The sequence below is a fragment of the Humitalea sp. 24SJ18S-53 genome (assembly GCF_050632385.1).
GTDB lineage: Bacteria > Pseudomonadota > Alphaproteobacteria > Acetobacterales > Acetobacteraceae > Humitalea.
Map to the genome: position 1 here is coordinate 5296798 of NZ_CP192599.1, position 24704 is coordinate 5321501.

At 68.7% G+C, this 24704-nt stretch carries 26 protein-coding genes; all 26 read left to right on the forward strand.

The window, feature by feature from the left end:
• The first annotated feature begins 151 nt into the window (after positions 1-151).
• Entirely contained in the window at positions 152-544 is a 393-nt protein-coding gene (locus ACQW02_RS25465) for a hypothetical protein (RefSeq protein ID WP_431282716.1), read from the forward strand.
• Positions 541-2631: a hypothetical protein gene (locus ACQW02_RS25470; protein ID WP_431282717.1), complete on the forward strand. Its 2091-nt coding sequence runs from the start codon at positions 541-543 to the stop codon at positions 2629-2631. Before ACQW02_RS25465 ends, ACQW02_RS25470 begins: the two co-directional genes overlap by 4 nt.
• Before the next feature lie 4 nt (positions 2632-2635).
• Positions 2636-3298: a hypothetical protein gene (locus tag ACQW02_RS25475; protein WP_431282718.1), complete on the forward strand. Its 663-nt coding sequence runs from the start codon at positions 2636-2638 to the stop codon at positions 3296-3298.
• Positions 3298-3795: an HK97 gp10 family phage protein gene (locus ACQW02_RS25480; protein WP_431282719.1), complete on the forward strand. Its 498-nt coding sequence runs from the start codon at positions 3298-3300 to the stop codon at positions 3793-3795. Before ACQW02_RS25475 ends, ACQW02_RS25480 begins: the two co-directional genes overlap by 1 nt.
• Complete coding sequence (locus ACQW02_RS25485) at positions 3792-4418, forward strand: hypothetical protein (RefSeq protein WP_431282720.1); 627 nt, start codon at positions 3792-3794, stop codon at positions 4416-4418. Before ACQW02_RS25480 ends, ACQW02_RS25485 begins: the two co-directional genes overlap by 4 nt.
• A gap of 7 nt (positions 4419-4425) precedes the next feature.
• Positions 4426-5898, forward strand: coding sequence for a phage tail sheath subtilisin-like domain-containing protein (locus ACQW02_RS25490; RefSeq protein WP_431282721.1), 1473 nt, complete (start codon positions 4426-4428; stop codon positions 5896-5898).
• A 37-nt stretch (positions 5899-5935) separates the two neighbouring features.
• On the forward strand, positions 5936-6301 hold the full coding sequence (locus ACQW02_RS25495) for a phage tail tube protein (protein ID WP_431282722.1): 366 nt from the start codon (positions 5936-5938) through the stop codon (positions 6299-6301).
• Positions 6298-6663 carry a hypothetical protein gene (locus ACQW02_RS25500; RefSeq protein ID WP_431282723.1) on the forward strand — a complete coding sequence of 122 codons (366 nt, stop codon included), beginning with the start codon at positions 6298-6300 and terminating at the stop codon, positions 6661-6663. Before ACQW02_RS25495 ends, ACQW02_RS25500 begins: the two co-directional genes overlap by 4 nt.
• Positions 6664-6777: 114 nt before the next feature.
• On the forward strand, positions 6778-8919 hold the full coding sequence (locus tag ACQW02_RS25505; RefSeq protein ID WP_431282724.1) for a hypothetical protein: 2142 nt from the start codon (positions 6778-6780) through the stop codon (positions 8917-8919).
• On the forward strand, positions 8916-10253 hold the full coding sequence (locus tag ACQW02_RS25510) for a DNA circularization N-terminal domain-containing protein (protein WP_431282725.1): 1338 nt from the start codon (positions 8916-8918) through the stop codon (positions 10251-10253). Before ACQW02_RS25505 ends, ACQW02_RS25510 begins: the two co-directional genes overlap by 4 nt.
• Positions 10243-11385: a phage baseplate assembly protein gene (locus tag ACQW02_RS25515; protein WP_431282726.1), complete on the forward strand. Its 1143-nt coding sequence runs from the start codon at positions 10243-10245 to the stop codon at positions 11383-11385. The genes ACQW02_RS25510 and ACQW02_RS25515 overlap by 11 nt, the downstream gene beginning before the upstream one ends.
• A complete protein-coding gene (locus ACQW02_RS25520; protein ID WP_431282727.1) occupies positions 11385-11978 on the forward strand; it encodes a phage baseplate assembly protein V in 594 nt (197 codons plus the stop codon). Before ACQW02_RS25515 ends, ACQW02_RS25520 begins: the two co-directional genes overlap by 1 nt.
• Complete coding sequence (locus ACQW02_RS25525; RefSeq protein ID WP_431282728.1) at positions 11975-12412, forward strand: phage GP46 family protein; 438 nt, start codon at positions 11975-11977, stop codon at positions 12410-12412. Before ACQW02_RS25520 ends, ACQW02_RS25525 begins: the two co-directional genes overlap by 4 nt.
• Complete coding sequence (locus tag ACQW02_RS25530; protein ID WP_431282729.1) at positions 12412-13464, forward strand: baseplate J/gp47 family protein; 1053 nt, start codon at positions 12412-12414, stop codon at positions 13462-13464. Before ACQW02_RS25525 ends, ACQW02_RS25530 begins: the two co-directional genes overlap by 1 nt.
• A complete protein-coding gene (locus ACQW02_RS25535) occupies positions 13455-14051 on the forward strand; it encodes a YmfQ family protein (RefSeq protein ID WP_431282730.1) in 597 nt (198 codons plus the stop codon). The genes ACQW02_RS25530 and ACQW02_RS25535 overlap by 10 nt, the downstream gene beginning before the upstream one ends.
• 5 nt (positions 14052-14056) lie before the next feature.
• Entirely contained in the window at positions 14057-15154 is a 1098-nt protein-coding gene (locus tag ACQW02_RS25540; protein ID WP_431282731.1) for a hypothetical protein, read from the forward strand.
• A gap of 2 nt (positions 15155-15156) precedes the next feature.
• A complete protein-coding gene (locus ACQW02_RS25545; protein ID WP_431282732.1) occupies positions 15157-15606 on the forward strand; it encodes a hypothetical protein in 450 nt (149 codons plus the stop codon).
• Entirely contained in the window at positions 15606-18350 is a 2745-nt protein-coding gene (locus ACQW02_RS25550; protein ID WP_431282733.1) for a hypothetical protein, read from the forward strand. Before ACQW02_RS25545 ends, ACQW02_RS25550 begins: the two co-directional genes overlap by 1 nt.
• Before the next feature lie 13 nt (positions 18351-18363).
• The gene (locus ACQW02_RS25555) at positions 18364-19110 is read left to right on the forward strand and encodes a hypothetical protein (RefSeq protein WP_431282734.1); all 747 of its coding nucleotides are present in this window, start codon (positions 18364-18366) and stop codon (positions 19108-19110) included.
• A 141-nt stretch (positions 19111-19251) separates the two neighbouring features.
• Positions 19252-20133: a DNA adenine methylase gene (locus ACQW02_RS25560; protein WP_431282735.1), complete on the forward strand. Its 882-nt coding sequence runs from the start codon at positions 19252-19254 to the stop codon at positions 20131-20133.
• Complete coding sequence (locus tag ACQW02_RS25565) at positions 20130-20447, forward strand: hypothetical protein (RefSeq protein WP_431282736.1); 318 nt, start codon at positions 20130-20132, stop codon at positions 20445-20447. Before ACQW02_RS25560 ends, ACQW02_RS25565 begins: the two co-directional genes overlap by 4 nt.
• An 82-nt stretch (positions 20448-20529) precedes the next feature.
• On the forward strand, positions 20530-21084 hold the full coding sequence (gene dcd / locus ACQW02_RS25570) for a dCTP deaminase (RefSeq protein WP_431282737.1): 555 nt from the start codon (positions 20530-20532) through the stop codon (positions 21082-21084).
• Between the two features lie 3 nt (positions 21085-21087).
• On the forward strand, positions 21088-22347 hold the full coding sequence (murA, locus tag ACQW02_RS25575; protein ID WP_431282738.1) for a UDP-N-acetylglucosamine 1-carboxyvinyltransferase: 1260 nt from the start codon (positions 21088-21090) through the stop codon (positions 22345-22347).
• A 1-nt stretch (position 22348) separates the two neighbouring features.
• On the forward strand, positions 22349-23041 hold the full coding sequence (gene hisG / locus ACQW02_RS25580; protein ID WP_431282739.1) for an ATP phosphoribosyltransferase: 693 nt from the start codon (positions 22349-22351) through the stop codon (positions 23039-23041).
• Complete coding sequence (hisD, locus tag ACQW02_RS25585; protein ID WP_431282740.1) at positions 23038-24342, forward strand: histidinol dehydrogenase; 1305 nt, start codon at positions 23038-23040, stop codon at positions 24340-24342. Before hisG ends, hisD begins: the two co-directional genes overlap by 4 nt.
• A 139-nt stretch (positions 24343-24481) precedes the next feature.
• On the forward strand, positions 24482-24700 hold the full coding sequence (gene infA / locus ACQW02_RS25590) for a translation initiation factor IF-1 (RefSeq protein ID WP_431282741.1): 219 nt from the start codon (positions 24482-24484) through the stop codon (positions 24698-24700).
• The last annotated feature ends 4 nt before the right edge of the window (positions 24701-24704 follow it).

A 24704-nucleotide genomic window follows, 5' to 3' on the forward strand; every position in this document is an offset into this window, starting at 1 on the left:
GGCATTTAATGACCCCTTCCTGATCGGGCATGCAGCCCGCAGGACGCCCCGCCCCCGGAAAGAGGCGGGGGAAGCCGTTCCTCCCGCGTTTCGATCCGCCAGCCGCGATGGTCCTGTCTCGCCCCGATTTGGGGTGGAGCGGAGAGCAGCATTGGCCCGTCCCCCGAAGTCCCCCGAACATTCCGGCGAAGTGCCGCCTGCCGATGATGCGGTGGCGCAGTCGTCCGCCGCCGATACGATGACGCTACCGCCTGCCGATGACGCTGCGGTGGTTCCGCCCGTTGCCGACGCGGTGCCGGTGTCGCCTGCCGCCGATGTCGTGACGCCGCCGCCTGCTGGCGAAGCGCAGGCGGATGCGCCCCTGGCCGCCCGCGTGCTTGACGCGTGGCTGGGCGAGGATGACCGCCAGGCGCACGAAAGGCGCGCGAAGGAATGGCTGGCTGACCACCACGGCCTGTCCGTGGACGACATTCTGGGCGTCAATTTCCAGACCGGCACCATCGTCACCACCGCCGGCGCCAAGCTGGTGCTGGCCCGCGCATGACCCTTCGCGCAATCCTGGAGGCCGCCGCCGGCGCTTCCAACACCTATCGGGTCCGCGTGATCCGCGCCGGCCTGTCGGCGAACGGCAACCTCTATCCCGATGCCGTGCTGCGCGAGGCCGTTGCGCTGTTCCAGGGCGCCCGCGTCTTCGTGAAGGGCGATCGCGAGCACCTGGCCGGCGCCGGCAAGGACGTTCGCAACCTGATCGGCGGTCTTTCCGAGCCGCGCTTCGTGGAGGGCGGCAAGCCCAACACGGGCGCCATTGAAGCGGTGCTGACGCTGATCCTCGGCGAGGCCGATCCCATCGCCACCAAATTGCGGGAGGCCGTCACCCTCGGCCTGACCGATCTGTTCGGCCTCTCGGTCGATGTCGCCGGCACCTCGGTTGCCGGCGCGGGAGGTGTCCGCGTCGCGCGGCGCTTCGCGAAGGTGAATTCCGTGGACTTGATCGTTGAACCCGGCGCCGGCGGCCAGGTCATCGCTTTTCGTGAAGCTGCCGGAGAGGGAACCACTATGGACCGCGACCAGTTGCTTGCTTTTCTCAAGGCCAACAACCCCGCCTTGCTTGAGGGTGTGGACGAAGCCACGGTCACGGTGGAGGCGCTCCAGGCCATCTTGGCCGGTGCCATCGCGCCCGCCCCCGCAGCCGGGCGCACGGTCGAGGCTGACGGTGATCCCGCCACGATGGGGCGCGATGACCTGATCGCCGCCATCACTGCCATCGACCCCAGCAAGCTGCCCGCCGATGTCGCCGCCGCCACCGAGGACGATCTGCGCGCCGTCCTGGTCGCGCTGCGCGCCGCCCCGCCGGCCGCCACCACCGCCATGATCGAAGCCGCGATGGATCGCCGCGACCGCATGCGAGCGCAGGTCGCGGCCTCCGCCCTGCCGCCCGCCGCGCGGAACCGCGTCCTCGCCGATCTGCGGAACACCAACTTCACGGAGGCCGCCCTGACCCGTCGCATCCAGTCCGAGGGCGAGTATCTGGCAAGCCTCGGCGTCGGTCGCGTGCCGGGCGGTGTCGGCGGCTACGGGTCCACCCGCATCGGTGAAGACCAGGCCGAGAAGCACGAGCGCATGCTTGAGGCGTTCTTCGACCCCAAGCATAAGGACCACAAGCACGCCCGTTCCTTCAAGGAATGCTACATCCTGCTGACCGGCGACAACCGCGTCACCGGCCGCCTGGAAAACGTGCGCTTCGCCGAAGCGCTGGCCAGCACTACCTTCGCCTCGGTGCTCGGCAACAGCATCACGCGCAAGATGATCGCCGACTATCGCGCCGCCACCGATCTGGACATGTGGAAGCTGCTGGCGACGGTCACCCCGGTGGGCGACTTCCGCAGTCAGGAGCGCACGCGCTTTGGTGGCTACGGCGACCTGCCGGCGGTCGCGGAGTCCGCGCCCTATGTCGCGCTGACCAGCCCCACCGATGAAAAGGCCAGCTATGCGGTGACCAAGCGGGGCGGGACCGAGAACGTCACGCTCGAAATGATCAAGAACGATGACGTGGGCGCCATCCAGCGCATCCCCGTCAAGATGGCCCGCGCCGCCAAGCGCACGCTGGCGAAGTTCGTCCTGGACTTCCTCCGCAGCAACCCGGTCGCCTATGACGGCGTCGCGCTGTTCCATGCGACGCACAACAACCTGTCCGTCGCCGCCCTGTCCGCCGTCAGCTATGCCGCTGTGCGGTTGGCGATGACCAAGCAGACGGAATTCGGTTCGACCGAGGCCCTCGGCATCGGGCCGAAGTATTTGTGGCTGCCGCCGGAGCTTGAGGAGACGGCATCCAACCTGTTCCGGCGGAACACCAACCTCGACCAGACCTTCGTCCAGACGCTCACGCCAACCATCATCCCGGTCTGGTATTGGACGGATATCAACGACTGGGCCGTGTCGGTCGATCCGCTGGACATCCCCACGGTGGAGGTGGGCTTCCTTGATGGCGAGGAAGAGCCGGCGCTGCTGGTGCAGGACAACCCCTCGGTCGGGTCGCTCTTCACGAACGACACCATCACCTACAAAATCCGCCACATCTACGGCGGCACCGCGCTCGACTGGCGCGGCGTGTCCAAGGCCGTGGTGCCCTAATACCATGCTGGCCGACCTCCAGCTGCTGGCCGATGACCTGGTGCGGGATGACGTGGCACGCGTCACCCCGGCCCAGCGGGAACGCGCCATCATCGCGGCGCTCGCCCAATACACCAAGGATCGCCCCCGCCGCTGCGTCGAGGACGTGGTGGCGGAGGGCGGCTCCCAGCTCGCCATCCCGGACGGCGGCATCCGTGTCGCCGCCGTCGAGGTGCCGGTGGGTCAGATCCCGCCCGCGCTCCTGCCGGCCTCCACCTGGGGCCACTATCACACGCCCACCGGCGTCTGCCTGATCCTGACCCGCCCGCTGGCCGCCGGCGATTCGGTGCGCCTCACGCTGCTGCGCTCGCACGTCCTGTCCGCATTCGAGGACACCGTGCCCCATGGCGACCGCGAAGCGCTGGCAAGCTATGCCGCCGCCGTGCTGTTCGACCAGATCGCGGCGACCACGAGCGGAGACGGCAACCCGACCATTCCCGCCGATGCGGTCAACCACGCCAGCAAGCCCGAGAGCTTCGCCAGGCGGGCGGAGCGGCTGCGCCAGCGCTACTACGACCTGCTCGGCATCGACGTGCGCCGCACGCAGCCGGCCAGTGCCATGGCGACCCAGCCGCTTGCCGCCAGTGACGGCGGCCGCCGCCTGACCCATTTCCGGCGGCGCCGCTGATGGCCTCGCCAGTCTCCCTGCGCCTCGACGACGCCGCCCTGCGCGGCCTGATGGCCAGCATCCCCGTCGTCATGACCGAGGAGCTGTCGGCCGGCCTGGCCGAGATCAGCCTATTCGCCGAACGCGAAATCAAGGAACGCACGCCCACCTCCGGCGCCGGCACGCTGCGCGACAGTATCGGCGCGCTGCCCGTCACCCTTGGTGGTGGCCGCATCACCGCAGGTGTGGGCACCGCGCTCGCATATGCCGCACCGCTGGAGCTGGGGAGCAAACCGCATTGGGCACCGATCGCGCCGCTGTTGGATTGGGTGCAGCGCAAGCTGGGCAAGTCGGGAGAGGAGGCGGAAGGCATGGCTTCCGCGATCCGCTTCAAGATCGCGCGCCACGGCTCCAAGGGCCATTTCTTCTTCCGCGACGGCATGGCCTTCGTGGAGGCCCCGGCACGCGGCATCCTCGCCGCCGCCGTCGCCCGCGCCGCCGCGAGGGCGGGCGCATGAGCACCGCGACGCTGGAGACGGTCCGCGCGGCCATCGGCGCCATCATGCAGGCGGTGCCCGGCATCGGCATCGTGCATCCATATGAGCGCTACGCCGCCACCGAACCCCGGTTCGCCTCACTCTATATGTGGCAGCCGCCCGAGTATGACAGGAAGCCGGAGCTGCGCGGCTGGTTCATCCGCCGCGTGGGGCATCGCGAAACCGCGTATCGAAGCACGGCGAACGAGCTGTCGATCGACTGGCAGCTGCGCGGCTACATGGCGATCCAGGATGCGCTGCAATCCGAGATAACCATGGACAACCTGGTGGAGCAGCTGCGCTTCGCCATCCTGGCCGATGTGACGCTTGGCGGCCTGCTGGACGTGCCGCTGCCGCAGGACGCCCCGCTGGGCGCCCAGCTGGTGGAGAGCGGTCCTTATATGTTTGCCGGCGTTCTGTGCCACGGCGTGCGGCTGGACTGGACCACGTCCTATCAGCGCGACCTGCGCGATGACCTGTCGGCCGCCGGCGACTTCCGCATTTTTCACGCGAATTGGGACATCCCGCCGCACGGCAATGTCCAGCCGCCGCTTCCCGCCGACGCCACCGCCGACGCCACCGATCACGTGTTGATCCCGGAGTAAAACCCCCATGACCGTGCCGTTCAACCTGATCCCGATCGACACCCGCACCCCTGGCGTCTACATCGAGGCCGACAACAGCCGAGCCGCAAACGGCGCCAACATCATCCCGACGCGGGTGCTGGTGATGGGCCAGATGCTGGCCGGCGGAACCGCTACCCCCCTGACGCCGCAGGTCTGCACCTCGGCCGTCCAGGCCGCCGCGCGCTACGGCCGTGGGTCGCAGCTCGCGCTGATGCTGGAAGCGTTCAAGCGCGGCAGCGACACGGTCGAGGTATGGGGGATTGGCGTGGTTGACGCCGGCGCATCGGTCGCCGCTGCGGGCCAGGCGCTGGTTGCGGGCACCGCGACCGCCGCCGCCCCGGCCAACCTGATGGTGGCAGGGCGACGCTACCGGTTCGCGGCCGCTGCCGGTGCGACCGCCGCCAGCATCGCGGCCGGGCTGGTGGCCGCCATTAACGCGGACCTGGATGCCCCGTTCACGGCGGCCAATGTCACGGTGCCGGCCCGCGTGGACATCACCGCCCGGAACAAGGGCGTCAACGGCAACGACTTCGATATCCGCGGCGTCTATTACGATGACGATGCGCAGCCGCCGGGGATCACGGTCACGGTCACGCCCATGGCGGCCGGCGCCACCAACCCTGTCATCAGCACGGTGTTCACCGCGCTGGGCGATATGTGGTTCACCGATTTCGTCGTGCCGTGGAACGATACCGCGAACCTGCTGCTGTTGCAGGATGAGCTGGTGGCTCGCTTCGGGCCGATGCGCCAGCAGGACTGCCACGCCTGGCGTGCGCTGAGCGACACGCTGAACAACCTGCTGACAGCGGGCGGCAACCGCAACTGCCCCCATATCAGCGTGCCCGGCTGGTTTGGTTCGCCCTCACCGCCGCCGGTGGTGGCTGCGACGCTGGCGGCCGTCTCCTGCCGCTCGCTGACCAACAGCCCCTCCCGTCCGGTGCAGACGCTGGTATTGCCGGGCATCCTGCCGCCCCCGCTCAAGGACCGCTTCAAGCGGGCGGAGCGTGATCTGCTGTTGCACCGTGGCATCTCCACGCTCGTGGTGGACAGCGGCGGGACGGTCAGCATCGACCGGGTGGTGACCGAGTATCGCGAGACCACCACCGGCATCGCCGATACGAGCTACCTCAATGTGGAGACGCTCAAGACGGTCACCTACCTGCGCTACGACACGCGCGCGCTGTTTGCCACCAAGTACCCGCGCCACATGCTCGCGGAAGACGGCACGCAGTTTGGCCTGGGGCTGCCGGTGATGACGCCGAAGCTCGCCAAGGCCGAATTGATCGCGCGCTTTGCGCTCTGGGAGGAGATGGGGCTCGTCCAGAACCGCGCGGATTTCATCGCCAACCTGCTCGTGGAACGCTCGTTGACCGATCGCGACCGCCTGGATGCGCTGATCCCGCCCACCTGCATGAACCAGTTCCGCGTGTTGGCGGCGCTGTTCCAGTTCCGCACCTAACCCACGAGAGGGAGCCGCTACCACCATGCCCAGCTCAATGCGCGCCGGCACCATCACCTTCAAGGTGAACGGTGCCCAACAGGATGCCAAGGGGGTGTTCACCTACAACCTCGGCAAGCCGAAACTGACAGCCATTGTCGGCGCGGACCGGGTGCACGGCTTCTCCAGCGCCGTGCAGGTGCCCTTCATCGAAGGGATGATCACGGACAGCAGTGATTTGGATGTGGCGTCGCTGCTGAGCCTGCGCGACGGCACGGTCACGCTCGACCTGGCCAACGGCAAGACCATCATCCTGCGCACCGCATCCTATGCGGGCGAAGGCAACATCACCACGGAGCAAGGCGAAATCGCCGTGCGCTACGAGGGGCTGGAAGCGATCGAAATGAAGGGAACGGCCACGTGAGCAAAGAGATTGATCACGACGACGCGGTGAAGGCCATCGTCGCGGAATGGGGCGAGCCCTTCGCCTCCCTGGCGACCGATGAGCGCATTGCTTTCGAGGATGGCAAGATCTGGATCACGCTGTGGAAACAGCTGATGATCGACGGCGAACAGCAGGGACGCATTGGCTTCACGGAGCCGACGCTTGATCAGCTGCAGAAGCTGGACGCGATCCCCGGCGAAATCGGCAAGACGCGCCGCCTGCTCGTGCAGGTCTGCGGCCTGACCGAGAAAGAGGCCGGCGCGATCGGCCTGCGCGACCTGACCAAGGCGGGACAAGTCCTCGCGGCTTTTACGGATACCGCCCGCGCAACTGGCGTGTAGCGCTGGCGGACCTGGCGGAGGGCTGGCACTGGCAGCCCTCCGAATTGATGGCCCTGACGGTGCGCGAGGCACTGGCCTGGCACACTGAGTTGCGCCGGCGGAGGGAGCGGGATCGTGGCGGATAAGAACGGCATCCGCGCGGTCATCGAAGTGGTCGATCGCGTCACAGCGCCGGTGCGCCGGATCGGCGCCGGCATTTCCGCGATGGTCCGCAGCCTCAACCTGGACGCGACACGTGAGCAGATCGGCCGCGTCGTCACTGGTTTCACCGAAGTGACCAAGGCGGCCGCCCTGATGGCCGCCAAGATCGTCGCCAGCTCCACCGCCATCGGCGCGGCCTTGATGGCGATCACGCGCGGCGTCGCCGAGACGACACAGGCCGCCATCACCTCCGCCCGCAGCGTCAACGTGACACTCCAGGGCTGGCAGCGCTTCGGCCACGCCGCCACGCTGGTCGGTAGCAGCGCCGAGCAGATGGGCTCCGCCCTCGGCTCGCTGCGCGATCGGGCATTGGACGCGGCGCGCGGCAATAGCGAGCTGCGTGTGGCGTTCCGCCGCATGGGCGTGGCCCTGGTGGATAGCCGTGGGCAGCTGCGCCCGACCGAGGCGCTCATGGCCGACGTGGCCGATGCCTTCGCCCGCGTGCCGGACAGCGCCCGCCGCACCGCCGCCGCCGTCGCCCTGTTTGGCGAGGCCGGCGTGGGGCTGATCCCCATGCTCGCGCAAGGCTCGGCGGGGCTGCGCCGCGCCGCCGAGGACGCCCGCTTCCTCGGGCTGGTGATGACCGATGCCGAGGCCGGCGCCTTGACCGATTTCGGCACCAGTCTGCGCCGACTGCGGGGTGCGCTGGACGGGGTGCAAAACGCCATTGCCGTGCGCCTGGCGCCGGTCATCACGCCGCTGGTCACCGCCTGGACCAACTGGATTGCGGCCAATCGCGAACTGATCGCGACGCGTATCGAGGAATACATCCGCGCCATCCCTGACGTGCTGCAATCGCTGAGCGACCAGGCCAGCACGCTCTGGGGTGTGCTGCGCCCCATCGTGGCGACATTCGGGGATTGGGTGTCCTGGTTCGGCCCGCTGAACAGCGCCGCCGTGGCGCTCGGCCTCTACCTCGGCGGCGGCCTGCTGGCCTCGGTTGTGCGTCTCACCGCCTCGATCGCGGGGCCGGCGATCGGCGCGATCGGCACGTTCATCTCCGTGCTCCGCACAGGGACCGGCGTCATGGCCGCATTCAACGCCGTGCTCCTGGCCAACCCGGTCGGGCTGGTGATCGCCGGCATCGTGCTGATCGGCGCCGCGGCCTATCTGCTCTGGCGCTACTGGAAGGACATTCCCGGCCTGTTTCGCGCCATGTGGGGCAGGGTGCGCGAGCTGTTCAGTGGGTTCGGGGACTGGGTGGGCGGAGCCTTCCCAGCGATCATGGAGACCGCTGTCACGATCATCACCACCGTCTGGGGGGTGCTGCGCACCTGGTTCAACACGCTGTGGAATTTCTGGGTTCGCGAGCCGTTCAACGCCTTCATCACTTGGCTGGACGGTTGGACCGGCGGCGCGGTGACCGCGGCAGTCGGGCGCATCACGGATGCGTGGCGCGCCCTCGGCGGCTTCTTCGGGGACTTGTGGCCCGGTATCCAGGCCAACTTCGCAGCCTTCATCACCTGGCTGGACGGCTGGACGGGAGGTGCGGCGACGGCCGCCGTTGCCCGCATCATGGACGCATGGCGCGCCCTCGGCGGCTTCTTCGGGGACCTGTGGCCCGGTATCCAGGCCAACTTCGCAGCCTTCATCACCTGGCTGGACGGCTGGACGGGAGGTGCGGCGACGGCCGCCGTTGCCCGCATCATGGACGCATGGCGCGCCCTCGGCGCCTTCCTCGTGGATCTGTGGGCCGGCATCCAGGCGACCTTTGACGCCGTATGGGGGCCAATCCTTGCCGGCCTCAATCGGTTGGATGCCTTGTTCCAGCGCAATCCCCGCACGCCCGGCGGCCCTGGCGATCCGCCGGCCGATGGTCCGCGTCGCGGCACGCTCGGCGGCCGATCGCGCGCCAGCGGCTTCTACGCCCCCGACGTGGACGGCCCGCCCGTGCCACCCGTGCAGGGCGGTGGCGCACAGCGCGTCGATGCCGGCGGGCAGATCGAGGTGACGGTGACCGATGATCGGGTCGCGGTGACACGCGTGGAGAGCAACGATCCGCGCATCCGCATCCAGGCCGGCACCGACACCGGCCGCTACATGGCCACGCCATGAGCGGCTCCCTCCTTTCCAGCGCGACCGGCTTGCTGCGCCGCCTGCGCCCGGCCAGTTTCCGTGGCGTGGCCTTCGTCGTCGTCGGTTCGGGCACCGACCTCGGCCGCCGCGTGGTCACTCACAAATTCCCGCTCCGCGACACGGTCCAGCACGAGGACATGGGCCGGCGCGAGCGCAGCATCACGATTGAGGCGTTCCTTGTCGGTGATGATGCGGCGGGCCGTCTCGCGCGCCTGGAGAGGGCGCTCGAACAGGCCGGCGCCGGGCGCCTGGTGCATCCCACCTACGGCGAGTTGCAGGTGGTGGTCACGGCCGCCAAGACCATGACAGGGCTTGAGCAGGGCCTGGTCCGGGTCAGCATCACATTCGAGGTGGATGATGAGGCCAGCGCCCAGCCGCGTGGCGTTACCAATGGCACGTCACTGCTGGACCGCCTCGGCCTCGGTGCGGTGTCCGCGTTTGTGGATGAGTATGCCAGCCTGCTGACGATCGACGGGTTGCAGGACTTCGTGGCCGAGCAGCTGGGCGAGCAGCTGGGCGCGCTGGGCCTGAGCATGTCGGACCTGGCGTCGGTCTATGGGCTGGCCGGCCAGGCGCTTGGCGTGTGGGGCCTGCTGGAAAGCTGGACCGCCTCGGCCGAGGTATCGCCCAGCCCTAGCGGCATGTCCGTCTCGGCCGGCGCGGTGGTCACCAGCATCGCCGCCCTCGGCCGCGCGGACCAGGTCGCTGATGCCACGGGCGCCGTTGTCGGCGCCGTCGAGGCATGGCGCGCGGCCGGCACCCTGCCCAACACGTTGACGGCCAGCGCGCCGCGCCCAGACGCCCTTATCGCCCTCTCGGCGGCTGGTGCCGGCATCACCGCTCCCGCCGGCGTCAGCGCCACGGACAGCCGCCGCGCGGCGGCATCCAACTTGGCGGCATTGGACCTGCTGGTGCGGGCGACAGCGGCGGCCGAGGCGGTGCGCGCCGGAGCCGTCGTGGCATGGGACAGCCGGGATGAGGCGGCATCCTATCGCGACCGCATTGCCGACGCCCTGGACGATGCCGCCGATCGCGCCGGCGGCCTCGGCTGGGATGCGTCCTGGCGTGGGCTGCTGGACCTGCGCGCCGCATGGGTGGGGCATATCAACAGCGTCGCGGCGCCCCTGCCGCGCGTGACGTCGGTGATGCTGGCCGCACCCCGCTCCTCAGTGCGGCTGGCCTATCAGCTGGACGGTGACGCCCTGGCCACGCTGATCGGCCGTGCCGGCGACATCGCCACCCGAAACGCCGCTTCGCACCCTGGCTTCCTCCCGGCGGGCGAGCCGCTGGAGGTGCTGACCGATGCCGGCTGACACCGGCCGCCAGGGCACCACCCGCGTCGCGCTGACCGTGGATGGCACCGAATGGGCCGGTTGGACCGAGCTGGAGGTTAGCCGGTCCATGGAGCGCACCGCCGGCGCATTCGCCCTGGGGCTGACCGAGCGTTGGGTGGGCCAGCCCGAGCCTCGGCCGATCAAGCAGGGCATGGCATGCACCGTGGCCATCGACGGCGACGTGCTCGTGTCTGGCTGGATCGATGATGTCGAATATGCCTACGACGCGACCAGTCACCAGCTGGTGGTTCGCGGCCGCGACAAGACCGGCGATATCCTGGACTGCGCGGCATATCAGCGGCCTTTCGAAATGGGCGGCCTCAAGCTGGATGAGATCGCGCGCCGCCTTTGCGCCCCCTTTAACATCCCGGTTATCGCCCAGGTGGACATGGGGCGGCCGATTCCGCGCTTTGCGGTCCAGCCTGGCGAAACCGTCTTTGATGCGATCGAACGCGGATGCCGCCAACGCGCCGTCCTCCCCATGCCCGATGGCAAGGGCGGGCTGCTGCTGACCCGCGCCGGTCTTGGCGGTCCGGCGGCGGCGGCCCTCAAGCTCGGCGGTGACGACGGCAATATCATCAGCGGCAAGTTGACCCTCTCCGCCAAAGAGCTGTTCAGCGACTACATCGTGATGGGGCAGGCCAGCAGCACCAACGCGTTCACCGTGTTTGGCCCAAACCCAAACGCACCCGAGGCGTCTGCCAGCCTCGGTCCGTCCGCCCGCGTGCGCGATCCATCGGTGACGCGCTATCGCCCCACCGTCGTGCTGGCGGAGAGCGAGGGCAGCAGCGTGACATTCCAGCAGCGCGCCGAATGGCAGCGCGCCGTCGCGGTTGGCAAATCGGTTCGCGGCACCCGCCTCGTTCAGGACTGGCGCGCTGATGGCAAGCTGTGGCATCCAAACACCCTGGTGCGCGTCACCGATCGCCTCTGCGGCCTGGACAATGCCGAGATGCTGATCGCCGCCACCAAGATGCGGTTGACCGAAGCCGGCACGCTGACCGAGCTGGAGATCGCACTCCCTGATGCCTACCGATTGATCCCCGAGGGCGACCTGAGCGGAAGTTCTTCCGCTCATGATCCGTTTAGGATTTTCGATAGACCGGGGTGATGAGCGACCACCGCGCCCTGCTGCCGCTGCACCGCCGCATCATGCTGATGATGGGGCGTGGCACGCTCAATTTGACCAGCGACGGTGACGGCCAGCAGCGCATGCAGGTGGGGCTGTTGGATGGCGAGCTGCGCGACGCGGTCGATCGCGTCCAGCAGTACGGGTTGAGCGCACACCCCATGCCGGGCGCCCGCGTCGTCGTTGCCTGCATGGGCGGCAACCGCGACCACCCCGTGATCATCGCGGCCGACGATCCACGCCATCGCCCGACCGGGATCAAGCCCGGCGAGGTCGCGCTCTACAGCGCCGCCGGCCAGTTGGTCCTGCTGCGCGAGGACCAGGGCCTTGAGATCACCACCGCCACCGGCACGCGGATTGAGGTCAGTCCGGAGAACGTCGTGACCGTCGAGTGCGAGCAGGTCGTGCTGAAGGCCGCAGTGTCGGTCCGTCTGGAAACCCCGCTGCTGGAGGTGACAGGCATCATCCGCGACCGGGCCGATAGCGGCGGCGTGTCGATGGACCAGATGCGCGACTTCTATAATGGACATGGGCACCCCGCGCACAGCGCTCCGCCCGTGCCCCTGATGTCATGATCGCCATGGCCTGGGACAACAACACGCAGGCCGGTGCGCTGGTGTGGCAGCCGGGCGGGCTCGCCACGGATGCCGGCCTCGGCACCGCCATCTACATCAGTCTGTTTACCGACCGTCGCGCGACCGTTGATGAGATGCCGGAGGGCGACCGCCGGGGCTGGGTGGGCGATGTGCTCGCGATGGATGATGACCGGATCGGCAGCCGACTGTGGCTGTTGAAGCGGGAGATCGCCAGCGAGGACGTGCGCCAACGAGCCGAGGATTACGCGGCCGAAGCGCTCGCCTGGATCGTTGAAGGCAATCTGGCGGCGGCCGTCGAGGTCGCGGCCGAATGGCTGACGGGCGATGTGCTTGGCATGCGTATCACCGTGGTCGCACCGACGCTGGGCGAGGTGCCGCCATTCGTTGTGCCGCTGCGGGTGGGGCAAGCCTGATGCCGATGGTTCGACCAACCCCCCAGCAGCTGCGCGCGCGCATCGAGGCCGAGTTTGACGTGCTGTTCAACGGCGCCGATCCGCGCCAGCGCCGATCGGCCGAGGGCGTCCTCGCGCGCGTGCTGGCGCTGGTCAGCCACGAGATGCTCGGCGCCATCGAATGGGCATCGAAGCAGGTGCATATCGCGACCGCCGGCAAGGAAGAGCTTCCGGCCCGCGCGGCGTTCTGGGGGATCACCGCCAACCCTGCGACGGTGGCGAGCGGCCAGGTCGTCTTCCTGGGCAATCCTGGCGCGGTGGTGCTCATGGGTACGGAGCTGCGCCGCGCTGACGGCATGCGCTACCGCACCACCGCCGGCTGCACCATAGATGCCGGCGGCACCGGGCCGGCCGACGTGGTCGCAGTCGTGGCGGGCAGTGCCGGCAACGCCGTTTTCAGCACGATCCTGTCCCTGATCGAGCCTGTCGCGAACGTCCAGAATGCGGCCTCGGTCGGTGTCTTCGGGATTGGCGGCGGCGCGGATATCGAGGAGCTGGAGAGTGTCCGCGCCCGCGCCGCAAAGCGCGTGCAGGAACCGCCGCACGGCGGCGCGGCGCACGACTACGAGGCGTGGGTGCAGGAGGTGGTTGGCCGCACCAAGGTTTGGGTCAAGCCGCTGATGCCAAGCGTGGGCAGCGTGACTGTGTTCTTCGTGATGCCAGACGGGAGCATCCCGGATGCGCCCACGGTCGCCCTGGTGCAAGCCATGGTCGAAACCAACCGCCCGGTCACTGCCAGCTCGGTCACGGTCCTGGCGCCAGTCGCCGACCTGGTGCCCTTCACCATCGCGCTTTCGCCGGACACGCTGGCCAACCGGCAGGCAGTCGCGGGGGAGCTGGCGGACCTGCTGCTGCGCGAGGCCGAGCCCGGCGGAACAACACCCGCCAGCCGGATCGGCGCTGCCATCTCCGCCGCGACCGGCGAGTATAGCCACGTCGTGTCGTCACCGGCCGGCTCCATCGTCTCCGCCGCCGGGCACATCGCGCGCCTCGGTGCCATCTCATGGCTGTAGCCCGCAGCGCCGAGGCGTATGCCGCACAGCTCGCGGACCATCTGCCGCCCGGCGACATGTGGCAGCGCGGCGCCGATCCGACGATGGGAACGCTGCTGCTGTGGTCAGGCCAGACGTTTGCCTATGTTGATCGCCGCCGCATGGACGTGCTGCGCGAGGCCGATCCGCGTCAGGCAGTGGAGCTACTGCCTGATTGGGAGGCGGAGGTTGGCCTGCCCGATCCCTGCACGCCACTGACCGTCATGTCGGTGGGGCAGCGGCGCAGCCTGGTCGTGGCACGGCTGACAGCACGCGGTGGACAGAGCCGGGCTTTCTTCATCGCCCTGGCCGAGGCGCTTGGATATCCAGGCGCCACCGTCACCGAATTTCGGCCCTTCACCACGCGCAGCGCCTGCAACGCGCCGGTTCACGGCCCCCGCTGGTGGTGGACCTGGCGTCTGAACCTGCCAGGCGCGTTCAACATCCGCCGCTTCACTGCGCGCAGTGCGGTCAATGAGCCGCTGCGCTCCTGGGGTGATAGCGCGCTGGAATGCACCGTGCGCCGCGTGAAGCCGGCGCACAGCCACGTCCTTTTTCGATACGGGTGAATTGAATGCTGCGGATCACTGATCCCTCTGCCGTCGTGGATAAATGGGGCGCCGGGAAGCCGGGGTTCACGGACGGCGATCCTCTCGCCGGCATCGGCGTGACCTATCTGAATGCGGCCTGGTTCGACGGGGTGCAGGAAGAGCTGGTGCGCACCCTCGAAGGCTATGGGCTGGTGCCTTCGGGCGCCGATCTGGCGCAGCTGCTGAAGGCGGTACGGCGCGCTGCCGGCGGCAATTCGTCGGTCCGCGCGGCCAGTGGAACACTGACGGCGGATGACGCCGGCGTCGTCGCCATTGCCGCAGCGGGCGACATGACATTGACGCTGCCGCTGGCCTCGGCCGCCGGCGGCCGGCCGATCCGCTACACGTTCGTGCGGACAGACACCACCACCGCCGTCGTCGCACTGGCCCGCGCCGGGACGGACATTATCGAGGGGCTGACCACCATCGGCGTGCCGGTTGGCAGTCGGATGACGCTGGTCTCGGACGGCAACCTGGCGTGGCGGCTTCAGGGTGGGCAACCGCTACTCGGCGGTATGGGCGTGTATATCGCCGGCGGCTCGTTCGTCGTGCCGGCCGGAGTTCGGCGCGTCAAAGGGCGGGGCTGGGGCGGCGGCGGCGGCGGCGCAGGCAATATCAACACCTCGTCTGGCACGTCGGGCGGCGGCGGTGGCGGCTATTTCGAGGGCATCGTCGATGTGGTCCCGGGCCAGGTGGTGCCCATCAGCATTGGTGCGGCGGGTATCGGCGGCGCCAACACCGTCGGCGCCAACGGAACGCCCGGTGGCATCACATCGTTCGGCTCGTTCATGAGCGCCACCGGGGGTCAGGGTGGGCGATACGACAACGCGTCCGGCGGCATCGGCGGCGTCGGCGTTGGTGGCCAGATCAACATCTCGGGCGATCAGGGCGGCACGGCCTCACCGGTGGGCGGGTCCTACATCGGCGGCTACGGCGGCACGACGTTTTGCGGTGCTCCGGCGGGACCGAACATCAGTGGGCAGGGTCTGAGCGGGCGTTTTCCGGGCGGTGGTGGGTCGGGGTCCTCGGCCAACAACTACGGCGGCAACGGTGCCCCTGGCTACCTGATCGTGGAGTGGTGAGCATGTACGCCCGCATCGTTGACGGCCTCGTGGCCGAGATCATCCCCGCCACCGACACGCCGATCGCCGATCGGTTCCACGCCGATGTTGTGGCGACATTGGTCGCGGCGGCGGCCGGCGTCGCACCTGGCTGGAGCTACACCGGGAGCGTCTTTGCCGAACCCCCGCCGCCGGCGCCACCGCCGGCGATACGCGTCATTGCCCCGCTGGCGTGGCGCCGGCGGCTGGGCAGCAAGCGGCGGGCAATCACCCTGGCGGCGTCGGCCGACCTCGAAGCGGGCGATCCGACGATACAGGTGATGATTGATGACGTCGCAGCGTCGCGCCTGATCAACCTCGACGATCCTGATCTTGCGGCCGGTGTCGCGCTGCTCGCCGCGCGCGGCCACATCACCGAGGGCGAGGCCAGCGCGCTCCTCGCCGATGGCACGTCGGACGAGTTGCCGGACTGATGGCGGATGTCCCAGCACAGCTGCTGCTGAGCCTCTGGATTGAGGCGGCAGCAAAAGCGCAGCTGATCGCGCCCTATGAGGTCGTGCTGCGGTTCTGCGGTTATGACACGGCCGGACAGCGCGTCCCGACCACTGGCCCCAGCATCACGTGCGAGCGGCCTGATCGGCAGACCAAGCTCACGGTTGGGCCTGGCGCGATTGCCGCCCATGGCGATGAGTGGTGGGTGACTGTCGTGCTCGACCAGCCCGGCACCTGGCGCGTGGACGCCTATGTCGAAGGCCCCATGCTTGCGGGCACGTCCGACACGATCACCCTCAAGGGGTCGATCGGGACGGGTGAGCCATGGGATGGCTGGATCGCGGCGGCGCGGAGCGCGGCGGAGGCAAAGGCGAGCGCCGAACGGGCGGCAGAGGACGGTGCGGCGGCGGGGGCGGCTGCCGGCGCCGCCGCCGGACTGGCTGCCGCCGCACCCGCCGCTGACGCAGCCGCTGCCAGCGCCGGTGCCGCAGCCAGCGAGCGCGCTGCCGCCGAGGCGGCGCTGCTGCGGGCGAATGCGGCGGCCGACACCACCGCCAGCACGGTTGCCAACGCGGCTGTCCAGCGAGCCACCCTGCCCGAATTGACTGCCGCCATGGCGGCGTCGCCGGACGACACGCTCGGCGTTGTATTCGCGGGCGCTGATGCGGGGAATTACCGAAAAACCGCCGGGTCGCTGGTCCGTGAGAGCGATACTGTGCCGCAGATTCAGGCTCGTGTGGCTGAGGTTGAGATCGCGGCCAGCTTTGTCGAGGACGCGCCACTCGTCACAGGCTTAGCACTCGCGGTCGTCAACGAGTACGGCGACATCGGCATGTCCTTGTCGGACGACGGCAAGACGTTCGCGGTCGGCAACGCGGCAATCCGCGACGTTGACGGCGACACGCGGCTGGCGCGTAGCGATGGCGCGGCGGCGATCGACCTGACGCCCCTGGGTGTCACCTTGCCCGGGATGTCGGTCGGCGTCATCGCGCCGGGACGCTACTCCCTCGTCATCAGTGACGAGGATGGTTACGCGGCCTTTGGCCTCCTGGAGGACGGATCGGGCGCCGACATTGGCGGCTTCACCCTGCGGCTGAATGAAGCCCGCGAACCGGTGTTGGAAGGACCTGACGGGTCTGTGCTTCTGAGGGGCCTGCTGAACGGCGCGGGCGTGGGTCTTGGCGGGCTGGAGTGGGCCGAAGTCGAGTTCGGAGACTTCGCCGTCATCTACGTCGATGAATACGGTTTCATTGGCGCCGGGCTGAAAATGGATGGCACCCAGGTCGGCACCGGTTTGGGCGGCAGTGGTACGTCAGCCGACGAATATTCCGTGGCCGAGATCGAGGCGCGCAACTCTCGTGCCCTCGCGCTATCCGCACAGGCGGCACGCGGCTACGTGGCCGATGTGCAGCGGCTGGTGGCCGCGATCAACCATATCCTCGCCTACGGCCAGTCGCTGTCGAATGGCACCGAGGGGTGGTCTGCGTTGACAAAGGTTGCGCGGGACGCCGGGCTGCTGATGGTGGGTGCCAGCGTGCACCCGACAAGCGGCGTGGCCACGACCTGGGCGCCGGTTGGCGGCAGCGCGGCATTCCAGCCACTCATCGCCACTGTGCGCAGCACGGTGACCACCGGGGTACTCTCCGATGTGGAGGTCGCGGCCTTGGCGCCGGGCGCTACCAACCTGGGCGAGACGATCCTGGAAGGCGCCCTCTCATTTCTGCGGCGCGCGTGGCTGGATCACCTCGCCGTCACGGCCGACCCCGCCCGCAAGTTCCTCGCGTCATCCTGCGGCGTCGGCGGGCGCAGCATCGCGGAATTGTCGCGCGGCGCGAGCCCTGAACTGTTCAATCGCCTGGTGACCTGCGCCGCCGCCGCCAAGGCCGTGGCGGACGCGGCGGGGCAGACCTACGCCGTGCCGGCGATGCTCTACGACCAAGGGCAGCAGGACTACGGGGACGGCACGACCAAGGCGGCCTGGAAGGCGATGACGGGCCAACTCTTTGACGACTTCGCCCAGCACGTCTGTGCTGGTGTGGCCGGCCAGTCCCGGCCGCCCAGCATCTTCATGGTCCAGCCCGGCGGCATTTGGACCCAGGATGTGCTGCAACTCTCCATTGGAATGGGCGCGCTGGAGTTGGCCGAGGAGCGAAGCAACGTCTTTTGCGTCGGCCCCGACTACCCGGTGACAGACAAGGCGGGGCACCTCACCAGCAACGGCTATCGCTGGTTGGGCCAGCAGGTCGGGAAAGTGATGCACCGGGTTCTGGTGCGCGGGCAGGATTGGCGCCCGCTCGCGCCCTTGAGCGCGACCTGGCGTGGGCGGCAGTGTCTCGTGTCGTTTCACGTGCCCGAGCCGCCGCTGGTTTTCGACCTGCCGTATGTCGGCCGCACCGCGACGGACCACGCGGGGAAGGGCTTCTACGCCTACGATGACAGCGGGGCAGTGGCGATCGCCGCCGCCGAGATCGCGGGCGACGCCATCGTCCTGCTGTCGCTCGCCCGCGATGTGGTTGGCGATCTGCGTGTCCGCTATGCGGGCTCTGCCACCTATGCCGGGCAGGGATGCCTGCGCGACAGCGATGCCACCGTGGCGTCAGAAAGGTACGAGTACAACGCCGGCACCGGCCAGGGCGCGGACGAGAATATCGCCGCGCTCATCGACCAACCCTACCCCCTGCACAACTGGTGCGTCGCGTTCGACGTCGCCGTGGCTGCTGAATAAGGACAGTCCAACGATGACAACGCTCATTCGGTGCCGCCCCGCAGATTTTGCGGCAAACGCGCTGGGGTTCCTACCGCCGGTCGCTGCCGGGCTCCTCGGCTGGTGGTATTTCGGCGGCACGCTCGCGCAGTCGATCCGCAACCTGGCCCCGGGCGGCGTGGATGCGACAGTCGTTGGGGCACCGGCCGTGAGTGCAGGCTATATCAGTTGCGTCGGCAACTCGGCCTATCTCAATACCAGCATCGCCGAGCCGCCCGAGGCAACAATCCTCGTCGGCATGCGATCGATGGCGACCTTCGCCACCTCCGCGAATGAAACCATGCCCGTCAGCAGCTACGGCCCGAGCGGCGGCCTGGGCTTCTGGTTGGCAAAATCCGGCGCGTCGGTCGGCCCCATCGGCGTCCTTCGTGCTCACGCGTTCGTCGATAATGCGGGTGCGTATTTGCAGGTTGCCGCGAGCGTCACGGAGACAAACCTGTCCACTTGGAAGTTCGCCTCCCTCACGGTGGACGATGGGGTTGGGGTCAATGTCTATGACCAGACCGACAACCTCACGGCCGGTGCCACCAGCGCCCTGGCTCGGAAAATTCTCGTCCCGCCGCGCACGTTCCGCATCGGTAGTTCGCACAACTCAACTTTCGCTGGCGGGGTCGATCTGGCGTTCGTGGCCATTTACAACCGCGTCCTGACGCCAACCGAGCGGGCGAGCGTGTACGCCGCCGCGAAGGTCACGTTGGCCCGTCGAAGCATCGTGGTGTGAACCCCAGCAGCGCCGCGCGCTGACGTGACCCTGTTTCCCGCCCCGAAAGGGCGGGGGTTCGGGGGCGCCAACCCCCTCACCGCCGGGCGACACCGGCACGGATCAACCGCCCCACCCCACCTCGGCCGAGGCTTGGGGATCATGGAGACAACCGTGTCGCTGTCGAGTCTACCCCACGAAGCAATCGCCCCTACCGCCCCGCCCGCCGCCTGGATCGGCGGAAAGCGGAACCTGGCCGCCCGCCTCATCACGCGCCTACAAGCCGTGCCCCATCGCAGCTACCTGGAACCATTCGTGGGCATGGGGGGGATTTTCTTCCGCCGTCCCTGGCGCGCGCCGGCCGAGGTCATCAACGACGCGAGCGGCGAGGTGGCGAACCTGTTCAGGGTGCTCCAGCGGCACTTCGTCCCGATGATGGATATGCTGCGCTGGCAGGTAACCAGCCGGACCGAATTCGAGCGGCTGCGCCTGGCCATGCCCGGCACCCTGACCGATCTGGAGCGCGCCGTCCGGTTCCTCTACCTCCAGCGCAACGCCTGGGGCGGCAAGGTCCGGGGGCAGAGTTTCGGCATCAATCCCAGCGGTCCGGCCCGATTCGACGTGACCAAACTCGCCCCGATCCTGGAGGCCGTCCACGATCGCCTGGCCGGCGTCACCATCGAATGCCTGGGATGGGAGGAGCTGCTGACCCGCTACGACCGGCCGGACGCCCTTATCTATATGGACCCGCCCTATTGGGGGTCCGAAAACGACTATGGCGACGGGCTGTTCGGCAAGGCCGATTTCGCCCGGATGGCGGAGGTTCTGGCCGGGCTGAAGGGCAGCTGGTTGCTAAGCCTGAACGATACGCCGGGCGTTCGAGAGTGCTTCGCCGGCTTTGAGTTCGAGCGGGTGGAGACTTCCTATTCGATCGCCGGCGGGAAGCGGCAGGGCGAAAAGGTTGGCGAGGTGATTATCAGCAGCGCCGCGTCGCCAGGCGGGACGCGAAGAACGGCCGTGAAGAGGGGAGAGAATCGCCGTTGAGCGGGTTGAAACGGGCGTTATTGCGGGTTCAGCCGCTACCAAACCGCGCGCCAATCACTACCAAATCGGCCGGCGCGCTACACATTCTCGGCCTTGGCTTCCTGGTGCTGATCCGGCGTCTCGGGCTGCGTTCGGCGCTGAACGGCCCACCCTGGCTGCTGCCCGATCCCGATTTGTCCGAAAGCGTCATGCGCCACTGCTGGCCTGCGATTGAGCGCCGCGACATCACCGTCATCCGCCTGCTCCGGCGTGTTCTCCGCACCCTCGCCGGCAAGAAATCGATCCCACGCAGTGTGCGCATGGCTTGGCCGTGACCCCGCGCCAGCCCGCAAGGTTGCCGCCACCCGGCCCAGGGGGTAATCGCCCCCGATCCGTTCACGCCCGGAGGCGACCCCCTTGCCGATCCTGCCCGACACCTGGATCCGCCGCATGGCGACCGAAAACGGCATGATCACGCCCTTCGCCGACCGTCAGCATCGAGAGGGGATCATCTCCTACGGCTTGTCGTCCTACGGCTATGACGCGCGCGTGGCCGATGAGTTCAAGGTTTTTACCAATGTGGACAACGCTCTGGTCGATCCCAAGCGGTTCGACGACACGGGCTTCGTCTCCCGCAAGGGCGAAACCTGCATCATCCCGCCCAATTCCTTCGTGCTGGGCCACACCATCGAATATTTCCGCATTCCGCGGGATGTCCTGGTGATTTGCCTGGGTAAATCCACCTACGCCCGCTGCGGCCTGATCGTGAATGTCACGCCGCTGGAACCCGAATGGGAAGGCCAGGTCACCATCGAAATCAGCAACACGACCCCGCTGCCCGCCCGCATCTATGCGAACGAGGGCATCTGCCAATTCCTCTTCCTGCGCGGTGAAGAGCCGCCGGAAGTTTCCTATGCCGACCGCAAAGGCAAATACATGGGCCAGCGCGGCGTCGCGCTGCCGAGGCTTTAGACAATGGACCGCATCCACATCCAGGGCGGCCGCCCGCTCTCGGGCAATATCCCGATCTCCGGCGCGAAGAACGCGGCCCTGCCGCTGATGGCGGCGTCGCTGCTGATGGACGGGCCGCTGGTCCTGACCAACGCACCCGACCTGGCCGACATCGCCACCATGGGCGCGCTGCTGCGCCAGCACGGGCTGGCGGTGGACCACGACAAGACCGCGCGCACCATCACCATGTCCGGCGCCGCCACCAGCCTGGAAGCGCCCTATGACCTGGTGCGGAAGATGCGCGCCTCCGTCCTGGTGCTGGGGCCGCTGGTCGCGCGCTTCGGCCAGGCACGGGTCTCGCTGCCCGGCGGCTGCGCCATCGGCACCCGCCCGGTGGACCTGCACCTGAAGGGGCTGGAGGCGCTGGGTGCCACCATCTCCCTCGACGGCGGCTACATCACCGCGACCGCCCCGAAGGGGCTGGTCGGGGCAAAGATCATCTTCCCCCAGGTCAGCGTCGGGGCCACGGAAAACCTGCTGATGGCGGCCTGTCTCGCCAAGGGCACCACCACCCTGGTGAATGCGGCGCGGGAGCCTGAGATCGCTGACCTCTGCGCCTGCCTATCGGCCATGGGCGCGGTCATCAGCGGTGCCGGCACCGACCGTATCACCGTCGAAGGCGGCGCCCCGCTGCACGCCGCGACCCATGCCATCGTGCCCGACAGGATCGAGACAGGGACCTATGCCATCGCCGCCGCCATCACCGGCGGCACGGTCCTGCTTGAGGGCGCCCGCCTCGAGCACCTCGGCGCCGTCGCCCGCATCCTGCGCGAAGCCGGCGTGGAAGTGGCCGAGGAGGGCGGCGGGTTGCGCGTCTCCCGCCTGAACGGATTGCACGGCGCCGATGTCATGACCGAACCCTTCCCGGGTTTTGCCACGGACATGCAGGCCCAGTTCATGTCGCTGATGGCGGTGGCCGAGGGTGCCTCGATGGTCACCGAGACCATCTTTGAAAACCGCTTCATGCACGTGCCCGAACTGACCCGCATGGGGGCCCGCATCACCATCCACGGCGCCTCCGCCATCGTGCGCGGCGTGCCGATGCTGTCCGGCGCGCCGGTCATGGCGACCGACCTCAGGGCCTCGGTCTCGCTGATCCTGGCGGGCCTGGCGGCGCGCGGGGAAACCGTGGTCAGCCGGGTCTACCACCTGGATCGCGGCTACGAGCATGTGGAGCGCAAGCTGGCGGCGGTCGGTGCGGCGATCGAACGGCAGCGTGGCTGACATGGACCTGCCCATGCCCAGCCTCGGCACCGGCGCCAGCGTCGAACCGGCGCTGGTCTTTGCTTTGCCCAAGGGCCGGATCCTCAAGGAACTCGGCCCGCTGCTCGCCCGCGTCGGCATCCTGCCCGCCGCGGATTTTGCCGATGAAGACAGCCGCCGCCTGCGCTTCGAAACCAACGACCCCGGGCTGGATGTGGTCCGGGTCAGGCCCTTCGACGTGGCGACCTTCGTGGCCCATGGCGGCGCGCAGATCGGCGTCGCCGGCGCGGACGTGCTGATGGAAAGCGATTCTGCCGAGATCTATGCGCCGCTCGACCTCGGCATCGGCCGGTGCCGGGTGTCGGTCGCGGAACCGGCCGAGACGGCCGGGCGCGACGATCCCAGCCGCTGGTCCCGCGTCACCGTCGCGACCAAATACCCCAACATCGCCCAGCGCCATTTTGCCGCCCGGGGTGTGCAGGCAGAGGTCGTGCACCTGAACGGCGCGATGGAACTGGCCCCGGGGCTGGGGCTGGCGCGGCTGATCGTGGACCTGGTGCAGACCGGATCGACGCTGGTGGCGAACGGCCTGGTGGAAACCGAGGTCATCGCCCAGGTCACCTCCCGCCTCATCGTCAACCGCACCGCCTTGAAGACGCGACCCGAGGCGATCGGCGCGCTCATCGCCCGCTTCCGCGCGGCGCTGGCGGCATGAAGCGCCTCGACACCCGCGGCCAAAAATTCGAGACGGAGTTCGCCGCCCTGCTGGATGAGGCGCGGGAGACGACCAACCGCGTCGATGGCGCCGTCGCCGGCATCATCGCCGAACTGCGCGCCGGCGGGGATGCCGCGCTGATCGACCTGACCGCCCGCTTCGACCGCTGGCGCCCGGCCGATGCCGCCGCCCTGCTGGTGACGGCGGCCGAGATCGACGCCGCCATCGCCGCCTGCGACCCGGGCGATCTCGCGGCACTCGACCTCGCGGCAACCCGGATCGAGGCCTTCCACACCGCCCAAAAACCGGCCGACCTGGAACTCCCGGACCCGGCCGGGCTGACCCTGGGGCTGCGGTGGAATGCGCTGGATGCGGTCGGGCTCTATGTCCCCGGCGGCAAGGCGGCCTACCCGTCCTCTGTGCTGATGAACGCGCTGCCGGCCAAGGTTGCCGGGGTGGCGCGGATCGCGATGTGCGTGCCGACCCCCGATGGGGTGTTGAACCCGCTGGTCCTGGCCGCCGCCCGCCGCGCCGGCGTGTCGGAGATTTTCCGCATCGGCGGCGCCCAGGCCGTGGCCGCCATGGCCTATGGCACCGCCACCATCGCCCCGGTCGATCGCATCGTCGGCCCCGGCAATGCCTATGTCGCCGAGGCCAAGCGCCAGGTTTTTGGCCGCGTCGGCATCGACAGCATCGCCGGGCCTTCCGAAGTGGTCATCCTGGCTGACGCGGCCCAGAACCCCCGCCACGTCGCCATCGACCTGCTGGCCCAGGCCGAGCATGACGAAGCCGCGCAGGCCATTCTTCTGACCGACGACGCCGGCTTCGCCGACGCGGTGGCGGCCGCGGTGGCGGAGATCATCCCCACCCTGCCGCGCGCAAACATCGCCGGCGCGTCCTGGGCCGCCCATGGCGCCATCCTGCTGGTGCGCGACTGGGCGGAGGCCGCGGCACTGACCGACCGCCTGGCCCCGGAACACCTTCAGATCATGGTGCCCGACCCCCGCGCCCTCTTCGCCCGCATCCGCCACGCGGGCGCGGCGTTCCTGGGCGCGCATTGCCCGGAGGCGCTGGGGGATTACGTCGCCGGCCCGAACCACGTGCTGCCGACCGGGCGCACCTCGCGCTTCGCGTCCGGCCTGTCGGTCTATGAATTCATGAAGCGCACGACCTGGATCGAGGCGACGCCCGCTGGGCTGGCGGCGATCGGCCCCGCCGCGGTGCGGCTGGCGGAGGCCGAGGGGCTGACCGCGCATGCCCGGTCCGTCGCCGCGCGGCTGCCCATAGGCGAATGCGCTTGACCCGCCCGCCCCCCGCGCACATGTTCCGCCCGCAAGAACGGCCCCCGAGCGGGGCCGCGCCCACGCGCGACCGGTCCTCGGCCACGATACGGCGGAGAGAAGCCCAGCCGCGTCGCGGCGTAGAAAGAAAAGGATAGGCATGTCAAAGGAAGACATGATCGAGTTCAGTGGCCACGTGATGGAGCTGCTGCCCAACGCGATGTTCCGAGTGAAACTCGACAACGAACACATGGTCTTGGCCCATACCAGCGGGAAGATGCGCAAGAACCGCATCCGCGTCTTGGCGGGCGACCGGGTGAACGTGGAAATGACGCCGTATGACTTGACCAAGGGGCGGATCACGTTTCGGTTCAAGTAACGCG